At 73.2% G+C, this 9781-nt stretch carries 8 protein-coding genes; 7 read left to right on the top strand and 1 reads right to left on the bottom strand.

Features of this window, described 5'->3' with window-relative positions; translation table 11 throughout:
• On the top strand, positions 1 to 481 hold a 481-nt coding region (locus B7767_RS04325), incomplete at its 5' end, for a zinc-binding dehydrogenase (protein WP_256923315.1).
• A gap of 2 nt (positions 482 to 483) precedes the next feature.
• Here B7767_RS04325 and B7767_RS04320 read toward each other — a convergent pair.
• Positions 484 to 684 carry an AlpA family transcriptional regulator gene (locus tag B7767_RS04320; protein WP_073931800.1) on the bottom strand — a complete coding sequence of 67 codons (201 nt, stop codon included), beginning with the start codon at positions 682 to 684 and terminating at the stop codon, positions 484 to 486.
• A gap of 465 nt (positions 685 to 1149) precedes the next feature.
• Here B7767_RS04320 and iolC point away from each other — a divergent pair, with 465 nt between their 5' ends.
• From iolC to B7767_RS49085, 6 genes are all read left to right on the top strand, one after another.
• On the top strand, positions 1150 to 2100 hold the full coding sequence (gene iolC, locus B7767_RS04315; protein WP_085570947.1) for a 5-dehydro-2-deoxygluconokinase: 951 nt from the start codon (positions 1150 to 1152) through the stop codon (positions 2098 to 2100).
• A 355-nt stretch (positions 2101 to 2455) separates the two neighbouring features.
• Positions 2456 to 3958, top strand: coding sequence for a CoA-acylating methylmalonate-semialdehyde dehydrogenase (gene mmsA / locus B7767_RS04310; RefSeq protein ID WP_085570945.1), 1503 nt, complete (start codon positions 2456 to 2458; stop codon positions 3956 to 3958).
• Positions 3959 to 4096: 138 nt separating this feature from the next.
• Positions 4097 to 5023, top strand: a complete 927-nt coding sequence (gene bla, locus B7767_RS04305) for a class A beta-lactamase (RefSeq protein ID WP_085570944.1) — start codon at positions 4097 to 4099, stop codon at positions 5021 to 5023.
• Between the two features lie 143 nt (positions 5024 to 5166).
• The gene (locus tag B7767_RS04300) at positions 5167 to 7836 is read left to right on the top strand and encodes an alpha/beta fold hydrolase (protein ID WP_085570943.1); all 2670 of its coding nucleotides are present in this window, start codon (positions 5167 to 5169) and stop codon (positions 7834 to 7836) included.
• Positions 7833 to 8714 carry an ABC transporter permease gene (locus B7767_RS04295; RefSeq protein WP_085570942.1) on the top strand — a complete coding sequence of 294 codons (882 nt, stop codon included), beginning with the start codon at positions 7833 to 7835 and terminating at the stop codon, positions 8712 to 8714. Before B7767_RS04300 ends, B7767_RS04295 begins: the two co-directional genes overlap by 4 nt.
• A 195-nt stretch (positions 8715 to 8909) precedes the next feature.
• On the top strand, positions 8910 to 9781 hold an 872-nt coding region (locus tag B7767_RS49085), incomplete at its 3' end, for a chaplin (protein ID WP_306297935.1).

Here is a 9781-nt window from a genome sequence, read left to right as displayed (position 1 = left end):
CGCGCGCGTCGTCGCCGTCGACGTGTCACCGGGCGCCCTCGACCTGGCACGGAGGTTCGGCGCGGCGCGGTGCGTGGACGCGTCGGCCGTGGAGGACCCGGCCGAGGCGGTCCGCGACCTCACCGGCGGCGGCGCCCACCTCTCCCTGGACGCGCTCGGCGCACCCGCCACCTGCGCCGCCTCGGTGAACGGGCTGCGCCGCCGGGGTCGCCACGTCCAGGTCGGCCTGCTGCCCTCACCGACGGGCACCACACCCGTCCCCATGGCGCGCGCCATCGCCCTCGAACTCGAACTCCTCGGCAGTCACGGCATGGCCGCGCACACCTATCCCCCGATGCTGGAACTGGTCGGCGCCGGAGTGCTCCGCCCCGACCTGCTGGTGACCTCCACCATCGCCCTGGACGCCGCCCCGCCCGCCCTCGCGGCCATGGGCGGGGCGGGGGCGGGGGCGGGCGTGACCGTCATCGAACCCTGGAGCTGACCTCAGCCGTTCCCGCGGCCCCGGTTGCCCGGACGGGAGGCGACCCACGCCCGGACGGTGTCGGCGTACCAGTAGGGCTTGCCCGCCTCCACGTGGTCGGGCGGGGGCAGCAGCCCGTGCTTGCGGTACGAGCGGACGGTGTCCGGCTGCACCTTGATGTGGGCCGCGATGTCCTTGTAGGACCACAGCGATCGGTCGGTCATGGTGGCACCTCCCCGCGCGCACCACGGCGACGGCCGGGGGCGGCCGTCAGGGGGAGCCGGGCGTGCGCTGGTGATCGGGCATGGGTTGTGCCCGGTGAACGAGGCCCGTCGGCGGCAGGGCAGGGGTTGTGCGCCGGGTGTGACGGAAGGCCCGCGCACGTGTGACGCCCGTTACAGCGCGGGAGTGTTTGTGACAGGGATGCCACACAGGCGCACGCCGGTCCGTCGGCGGGGCGCGTTGACTTCCCGCGTGTCGGCCGGTCCGGATTCCGTGTCGGCCGGCCCGGACCCTGCGACGGCCGGCCCGACCCCCACAACGGCCGGACCGGACCTCGCGGCAACGGATCCGGACAGGCTCCGGCAAAGTCTCGTCCGAATGTCCGGACAAAACATTGACAGGGCTTCGTGCCCGGGGCTAGAACCGGGGAGGACCACACAGGCGTGGAGCCGTACGAAGGGGACGCGATGGCGTACGACGTGATCACCATGGGGCGGATCGGGGTGGACCTCTATCCGCTCCAGACGGGCGTGCCGCTGCCGCAGGTCACGTCCTTCGGCAAGTTCCTCGGCGGCTCGGCGACCAACGTCGCGGTCGCCGCCGCCCGCCTCGGCCGCCGTACCGCCGTGATCACCCGCACCGGCGACGACCCCTTCGGTACCTACCTCCACGAGGCGCTGCGCGACTTCGGCGTCGACGACCGCTGGGTCACCCCCGTCCCCGGCCTGCCCACCCCGGTCACCTTCTGCGAGGTCTTCCCGCCGGACGACTTCCCGCTCTACTTCTACCGCCGGCCCAAGGCCCCCGACCTGGAGATCGACGCCCACGAACTCGACCTGGACGCCATCCGCGACGCGGGCGTCTTCTGGGTCACCGGCACCGGGCTGAGCGAGGAACCCAGCCGCACCGCCACCCTCGCCGCCCTCGCCCACCGCGCCGGGTCCGGCACCACCGTGTTCGACCTCGACTGGCGCCCCATGTTCTGGACCGACCCCGACGCCGCCCGCCCCTTCTACCGCGAGGCCCTGCGCCACACCACGGTCGCCGTCGGCAACCTGGACGAGGTGGAGGTCGCCACCGGGGAACGCGAACCGCACGCCGCCGCCCGCGCCCTGCTCGCCGCCGGGGTCGGGATCGCGGTGGTCAAGCAGGGCCCGAAGGGCGTCCTGGCCATGGACCGCGACGGCCGGTCGGCCGAGGTCCCGCCGCTCCCGGTGACCGTCCTCAACGGCCTCGGCGCCGGCGACGCCTTCGGCGGCTCGCTCTGCCACGGCCTGCTGGCCGGCTGGGACCTGGAGAAGACCATGCGGCACGCCAACGCCGCCGGGGCCATCGTCGCCTCCCGCCTGGAGTGCTCCTCCGCGATGCCCACCCCCGGCGAGATCGACGCGGCGCTCGCCGCCGGGGCCGTCACGTGACCGCCCCCCACGTCCCCGGGCACGCCACCACCGGCACCACCGCCACCACCGGCACCACCCGCACCACCCCACCGATCGCCTCCGGCGCGGGAGGCCGCTTCGCTTTGGCAGGAGCGAAGTGCGAGCGACGACTCCCCGCCCGCCGCGGCCCCGCGCCGGAGGTTTTGCCGGAGTCCCACATGTCTATGCGGGAACCGAAACGGCCGACACTGTGTCGGGCCCGCCCGGCGGCCCGGACCTGTTGGGATGGATCCGTGGCCGAGGCCGCGGCGCGTCCGCCCGCGGCCGGGGCGCACGCGCTGTACGAACGGCACGTCACCACCCGTCGCCGCCATCTGTGAAGGAGTTCTCGGTCATGACGAAGATCGTCAACCACTGGATCGGCGGCAAGACCGCCGAAGGCGCCTCGGGTACGTACGGCCCGGTGACGGACCCGGCGACCGGCGAGGTCACCACGAAGGTCGCGTTCGCCTCCGTCGAGGAGGTCGACGCCGCCGTCGCCGCCGCCAAGGAGGCGTACCTGAGCTGGGGCCAGTCCTCGCTCGCCACCCGCACCACCATCCTCTTCCGGTTCCGCGCGCTGCTCGACGCCCACCGCGACGAGATCGCCGAGCTGATCACCGCCGAGCACGGCAAGGTGCACTCCGACGCGCTCGGCGAGGTGGCGCGCGGCCTGGAGATCGTCGACCTGGCCTGCGGCATCAGCGTGCAGCTCAAGGGCGAGCTGTCCACGCAGGTCGCCAGCCGCGTCGACGTGGCGTCCATCCGCCAGCCGCTGGGCGTCGTCGCCGGCATCACGCCGTTCAACTTCCCGGCGATGGTGCCGATGTGGATGTTCCCCCTCGCCATCGCCTGCGGCAACACGTTCGTGCTGAAGCCGTCCGAGAAGGACCCGTCGGCCTCGGTCCGCCTCGCCGAGCTCCTCTCCGAGGCCGGCCTGCCCGACGGCGTGTTCAACGTCGTGCACGGCGACAAGCTGGCCGTCGACCGCCTCCTGGCCCACCCCGACGTCAAGGCGGTCTCCTTCGTCGGTTCCACCCCGATCGCCCGCTACATCCACACCACCGCCTCCGCCAACGGCAAGCGCGTCCAGGCCCTCGGCGGCGCCAAGAACCACATGCTGGTCCTCCCCGACGCCGACCTCGACGCGGCGGCCGACGCGGCCGTCTCCGCGGCCTACGGCTCGGCCGGCGAGCGCTGCATGGCGATCTCCGCGGTCGTCGCCGTCGGCGCGATCGGCGACACGCTGGTGGAGAAGATCCGCGAGCGCGCCGAGAAGATCAAGATCGGCCCCGGCAACGACCCCACCTCCGAGATGGGCCCGCTGATCACCAAGGTCCACCGCGACAAGGTGGCCTCCTACGTGGCCGGCGCGGCGGACGAGGGCGCCGAGGTCGTCCTGGACGGCACCGGGTACACCGTGGGCGGCCACGAGAACGGCCACTGGATCGGCATCTCCCTCCTCGACAAGGTGCCGGTCACGGCGAAGGCCTACCAGGACGAGATCTTCGGCCCGGTCCTGTGCGTCCTGCGCACGGAGACCTACGAGGAGGCTCTGGACCTCATCAACTCCTCGCCCTTCGGCAACGGCACCGCGATCTTCACCCGGGACGGCGGCGCCGCCCGCCGCTTCCAGCTCGAGGTCGAGGCCGGCATGGTCGGCGTGAACGTCCCGATCCCGGTCCCCGTGGGCTACCACTCCTTCGGCGGCTGGAAGGACTCCCTCTTCGGCGACCACCACATCTACGGCAACGACGGCACGCACTTCTACACCCGCGGCAAGGTCGTCACCACCCGCTGGCCCGACCCGGCCGACGCCCCCACCGGCGTCGACCTGGGCTTCCCGCGCAACCACTGAGGCGCCCGGCCCCTCACCCCGCCCGGCCGGGACCGTGCCCACCTCCACGGTCCCGGCCGGCCCTCCTCGGCACCTCCCCCGGAACCAAACGATCCGGATGAACGGTCCTCCTGTCCGAGACCCTGACCGGAGGAGGAGATGATCTTGGACAGCGCACGGCAGCCCGCGTCCCGGCGCAAGGTGCTCGCCTGGGGGACCGGCGCGGCACTGGCCACCGTCCTGCCCGTGAGCGGGAGCGTCCATGCCGTGGAGGGCGGCACCGGCGGTGCGGTCGTGCGCCGGCTGAGGGAGCTCGAACAGCGGCACTCCGCCCGGCTGGGCGTCTACGCCCGCGACACCGCCACCGGCCGGACCGTGCGGTACCGCGCGGACGAGCGTTTCCCCATGTGCTCGCTCTTCAAGACACCGGCCGTCGCCGCCGTGCTGCGCGACCTCGACCGCGACGGGGAGTTCCTGGCCGAGCGGATCCGGTACACCGAGAAGGACGTCACGGACTCGGGGTACGCGCCGGTCACCGGCGAGCCCGGGAACCTCGCCTCGGGCATGACCGTCGCGGAGCTCTGCGACGCCACGATCCGCCACAGCGACAACGCCGCCGGGAACCTCCTGCTCCGGGAGCTGGGAGGGCCGGCCGCGGTCACCCGGTTCTGCCGGTCGATCGGGGACCGGACGACGCGGCTCGACCGGTGGGAGCCCGAGCTGAACTCCGCCGAACCCTGGCGGGAGACGGACACCACCACGCCGTACGCCGTCGGACGGACCTACGCGCGCCTGACGCTCGGCACCGCGCTCGCACCCGGGGACCGCGAGCGGCTCACCGGCTGGCTGCTGGCCAACACCACGGGCGACGCGAAACTCCGGGCCGGTCTGCCCGCCGACTGGGCCGTCGCGGAGAAGACCGCCGGCGGGAAGTACGGGACCAACCACGACGTGGGCGTCGCCCTGCCCCCGCGGCGCGCGCCCCTCGTCCTGGCGGTCCTCACGACGAAGCGCGAGCCCGACGCCGCGCCCGACAACCCGCTGATCGCCGAGACCGCCGCGCTGCTGGCCGAAGCGCTCACCTGACGGCGACCGCCACGACGGGCGTCGTGCGCCGCCGCGTACCACGGACGCGGTACGCGGCGGCCCTCCCGTACGCCTGCGGGAGGTGCCCGGGTTCGGTCTCCGGTCGACATCCGACCGACAGGTTCGCCCCGTACGGTTGACGCATGGATCTTCGACTGCCCGGATCGCGGTGGCTGCGGTCACGACGGCCGCTGTCACGGCGGCCGCGACGGATCGTCGCCGCCGCGGCCGCCGTCGTCGTGCTCGCCGGTGCCGGTACGTGGAGCGCCGTCGCCTCCGACGACGCGCCCGCGGTCCGCCGCGCCGACCGGGTCATGAGCGTGGGCGACGGGGTGCGTGTCGACACCTCGTACTTCACCGCCGGACCCGACGGCCGCCGCCCCGCCGTGCTGCTCGGGCACGGCTTCGGCGGCAGCAAGGACGACGTGCGGGAGCAGGCCGAGGACCTCGCGCGCGACGGGTACGCCGTGCTGACGTGGTCCGCGCGCGGCTTCGGCGGGTCCACCGGGAAGATCGGGCTGAACGACCCCGAGGGCGAGGTCGCCGACGTCTCCCGGCTGATCGACTGGCTGGCCGGGCGGCCCGAGGTCGAGCTCGACGGGGACGGCGACCCGCGGGTCGGCATGGCGGGCGGCTCGTACGGGGGTGCCATCGCGCTGCTCGGCGCCGGGTACGACGACCGGGTCGACGCCATCGCCCCGGCGATCACCTACTTCGACCTCGCCGACGCGCTCTTCCCGAACGGCGTCTTCAAGAAGCTGTGGGCGGGCGTCTTCGTCAACTCCGGCGGCGGCTGCGAGCGGTTCGAGCCCGCGCTGTGCGCGATGTACCAGCGGGTCGCCGAGTCCGGGGTCCCGGACGACGAGGCGCGCGCACTGCTCGAGGCGCGTTCGCCGTCCGCCGTCGCCGACCGCATCGACGTGCCCACGCTCCTGCTGCAGGGCCAGACCGACTCCCTCTTCCCGCTCGGCCAGGCCGACGCCGCCGCGAAGGCGATCCGCGCCAACGGCGCCCCGGTCGACGTCGACTGGATCGCGGGCGGCCACGACGGCGGCGACCCGGAGACGGACCGCGTGCGGCAGCGCGTACGGACCTGGTTCGACCGGTACCTGAAGGACGACAAGGCCGCCGACACCGGCCCCGCCTTCCGCGTCACCCGCACCGGAGGAGTCGACTCCACCGACGGTGAGGCCGTGCTGAACGGCGCGAGCGCCGACACCTACCTGGGGCTGACGAACGGCGGCCGGTCCTTCCCCCTCACCGGACGCGAACAGAGCTTCGCCAACCCGGCCGGCGCCAACCCGCCCGCCATCTCCTCCCTGCCCGGCCTCGGCGGCACCGGCGGACTCGCCCAGCTCTCCTCGCTCGGCGTCGGGATCTCCCTGGACTTCCCGGGCCAGTACGCCCGCTTCGAGTCCGCCCCGGTCACCGACGACCTGCGGATCACCGGATCGCCGACCGTCACCGTCCACGTGGAGTCGACCGGCGACGACGCCGTCCTCTTCGGCAAGGTGTACGACGTCGGCCCCGACGGACGGCAGCAGGTGCTCCCCTCGCAGCTCGTCGCCCCGTTCCGCGTCGAGGACGCCCGGTCCGGCAAGGACGTGACGCTCACCCTCCCGGCCGTCGACCACGAGGTCCGAAAGGGCCACCGGCTGCGCCTCGTCCTCGCCTCCACCGACCTCGGCTACGCCTCCCCGGCCGCCCCGGCGACGTACACCGTCTCCCTGAAGGGCGACCTCACGGTGCCCACCGCGCCCGGCGTGACCACCGCCGCGGCCCCGCTGCCCGCGTGGGTGGTGTGGCTGCCGATCGCCGGTGCCGTGATCGCGCTCGCGCTGCTGCTGACCGGGCGCCGCCGCACCACCGCTCCGGCACCCGACCCGGAACTCGCCGACGTCCCGCTCCGGATCACCGGTCTGAGCAAGCGGTACGCCCGCTCCTCGGACCGGTACGCCGTGCGGGACCTCTCCTTCCGCGTGGAGAAGGGCCAGGTGCTCGGCCTCCTCGGGCCCAACGGCGCGGGCAAGACGACCACCCTGCGCATGCTGATGGGCCTGATCAGGCCCGACGGCGGCGAGATCCGCGTCTTCGGCCAGGCCGTCCGCCCCGGCGCCCCCGTGCTCTCCCGCGTCGGCGCCTTCGTCGAGGGCGCGGGCTTCCTGCCGCACCTGTCCGGCCGGGAGAACCTGGAGCTGTACTGGCGGGCCACGGGACGCCCGCCCGAGGACGCCCACCTGGAGGAGGCCCTGGAGATCGCCGGGCTCGGTGACGCGCTCGCCCGCGCGGTGCGCACCTACTCCCAGGGCATGCGCCAGCGCCTCGCCATCGCCCAGGCCATGCTCGGCCTTCCGGACCTGCTCATCCTCGACGAACCGACCAACGGACTCGACCCGCCGCAGATCCGCGAGATGCGCGAGGTGATGATCCGCTACGCGGCCGCCGGACGCACGGTGATCGTCTCCAGCCATCTGCTGTCGGAGGTGGAGCAGTCCTGCACCCACCTCGTGGTGATGGACCGCGGGCAGCTCGTCCAGGCCGGTCCGGTGCAGGAGATCGTCGGCTCCGGCGACACCCTGCTCGTCGGGACGGAGGAGCCCGTGGACGAGCCGGTCACCGAGAAGATCGCCGCGCTGCCGGGCGTCGCCTCGGCCGTCCGCACCGACGGGGGGCTGCTGGTCCGGCTCGACGCCGACGGCACCGCCCCGCGCCTGGTCGCCGAACTGGTCCGGCTGGAGGTGCCCGTGGCGTCGGTGGGCCCGCACCGCCGCCTCGAAGACGCCTTCCTCACCCTGATCGGAGGTTCCGCATGAGCACGCTCACCGAGCCCGTGGAGCACGCCGAGCCCGTGGAGGTCGCCGCCGGCTACCGCGCCGGCCGGACCCTGCCCCTCCGGGTCGAGCTGGTCCGCCAGCTCAAGCGCCGCCGCACCCTCGTGATGGGCGCGATCCTCGCCGTCCTGCCGTTCGTGCTGGTGGTCGCCTTCGCGATCGGCGGCGAGCCGGACCGTCCGGGCGGCCGGGTGAACCTGATGGACACGGCCACCGCCTCCGGCGCCAACTTCGCCGCCGTGAACCTGTTCGTGTCGGCGGGCTTCCTGCTGGTCATCCCCGTCGCCCTGTTCTGCGGGGACACGGTCGCCTCGGAGGCCGACTGGTCCTCCCTGCGCTATCTGCTCGCCGCGCCGGTGCCCCGGATGCGGCTGCTGTGGTCCAAGCTGATCGTCGGACTGGGGCTGAGCCTGGCCGCGATGGTGCTGCTGCCGGTGGTGGCGCTCGTCGTCGGCACGGCCGCCTACGGCTGGGGCCCGCTGCAGATCCCCACCGGCGGCGCGCTCGGCCCCGGCACGGCGGCGCAGCGGCTCGTGGTGGTCGTGGCGTACCTGTTCGTGTCGCAGCTCGTCACCGCCGGGCTCGCGTTCTGGCTGTCCACCCGCACCGACGCCCCGCTGGGCGCGGTCGGCGGCGCGGTCGGCCTGACCATCGTCGGCAACGTCCTGGACGCCGTCACCGCCCTCGGCGACTGGCGTCACTTCCTGCCCGCGCACTGGCAGTTCGCCTGGGCGGACGCCGTCCAGCCGACCCCGGAGTGGTCCGGCATGATCCAGGGCGCGTCGGTGTCCGTGACGTACGCGCTGGTGCTGTTCGCGCTGGCGTTCCGCGGGTTCGTCCGCAAGGACGTGGTGTCATAGCTGGGGGTCTCTTCCGGGTGCAGAGCGGGCCAACCGGGTGAAACTGCGCAACCGATTCCCACGTGTCGGGTTGATGAAGCAGTAGGGCAGGGCATGGACGGGAGCTCTTACGGAGCCTTCCGGCCATGTCCAGGCCGGTCTTGGGGTGTCGATCTCCGTGTCACGGCCGGCTTTCCCAGTACTGCAAGCAGGAAGATGACCACATTGCGACAGACCATGACCAGGGGAGTGTTCGCGGCGGCTGCCGCCACGGGCATTCTGTCCCTGTACGGCACCCCCGCCGTCGCCGACTCGTTCGACGTGGGCGCCGCCGAGGGCCTCTCGAACGTGCTGGCCGAGAACAAGGCCAAGGCGCCGGCCACAGTGCCGGTGAACATGTGCCACAACGCTCTCGGTGCCGTCGCGGCGTTCAACGAGACGCACGACAACTCCTGCGGCAACACCTCGCACCGGGCCGAGGACCGGTCGTCCGGGGCCGCGCAGCACGACTCCGCCGACCACGACGACAAGAACGTGGCCGACAGCGACAAGCGCTCCTCCAAGTGGCTGAGCGGAAACAAGGCCGAGGTACCGGTCACAGCGCCGGTGAACATGTGCCACAACGCGCTCTACGGTGTCGCGGCGTTCAACGAGACGCACGACAACTCCTGCGGCAACACCTCGCACCGGGCCGAGGACCGGTCGTCCGGGACCTCGCACCGCGACTCCACCGGCCACTACGGTGATGACGCGGGCTACGGCACCGAGGACTCCTACGGAGTGCTGAACGGGAACGAGGTCCGCGTGCCGGTCCATGTTCCGATGAACGTGTGCGACAACAGCGCCTCCCTGATCGCGCTGTTCAACGACTCCTACGGCAACAGCTGCGGCAACTACGGCGATTACGGCGGCTACGGCGAGGAGGAGGAGCCCGAGAAGGAGACGCCTCCGCCCACCCACGTCAAGCTGCCTCCCGCCCACGAGGTCGAGAAGCCCCCGGCCGAGGAGTCGGAGGTGCCCGGCAACCCGCCGCACCTGGCCGAGACCGGCAGCGACGGCATGATCGCCGCCGCGGCGGCCGGCGCCGT

This window comes from Streptomyces sp. 13-12-16 (genome assembly GCF_002114215.1).
In the GTDB taxonomy this organism is placed as follows: domain Bacteria; phylum Actinomycetota; class Actinomycetes; order Streptomycetales; family Streptomycetaceae; genus Streptomyces.
Note: the sequence above shows the minus strand (reverse complement) of the source record. Positions and strands in the feature narration are given on the sequence as shown.

Bases quoted from the DNA above. Each gene is read 5' to 3' on its own strand.
- B7767_RS04320 (WP_073931800.1), bottom strand. From the start codon at position 684: ATGACCGACCGATCGCTGTGGTCCTACAAGGACATCGCGGCCCACATC.
- iolC (WP_085570947.1), top strand. From the start codon at position 1,150: ATGGCGTACGACGTGATCACCATGGGGCGGATCGGGGTGGACCTCTAT.
- mmsA (WP_085570945.1), top strand. From the start codon at position 2,456: ATGACGAAGATCGTCAACCACTGGATCGGCGGCAAGACCGCCGAAGGC.
- bla (WP_085570944.1), top strand. From the start codon at position 4,097: ATGATCTTGGACAGCGCACGGCAGCCCGCGTCCCGGCGCAAGGTGCTC.
- B7767_RS04300 (WP_085570943.1), top strand. From the start codon at position 5,167: ATGGATCTTCGACTGCCCGGATCGCGGTGGCTGCGGTCACGACGGCCG.
- B7767_RS04295 (WP_085570942.1), top strand. From the start codon at position 7,833: ATGAGCACGCTCACCGAGCCCGTGGAGCACGCCGAGCCCGTGGAGGTC.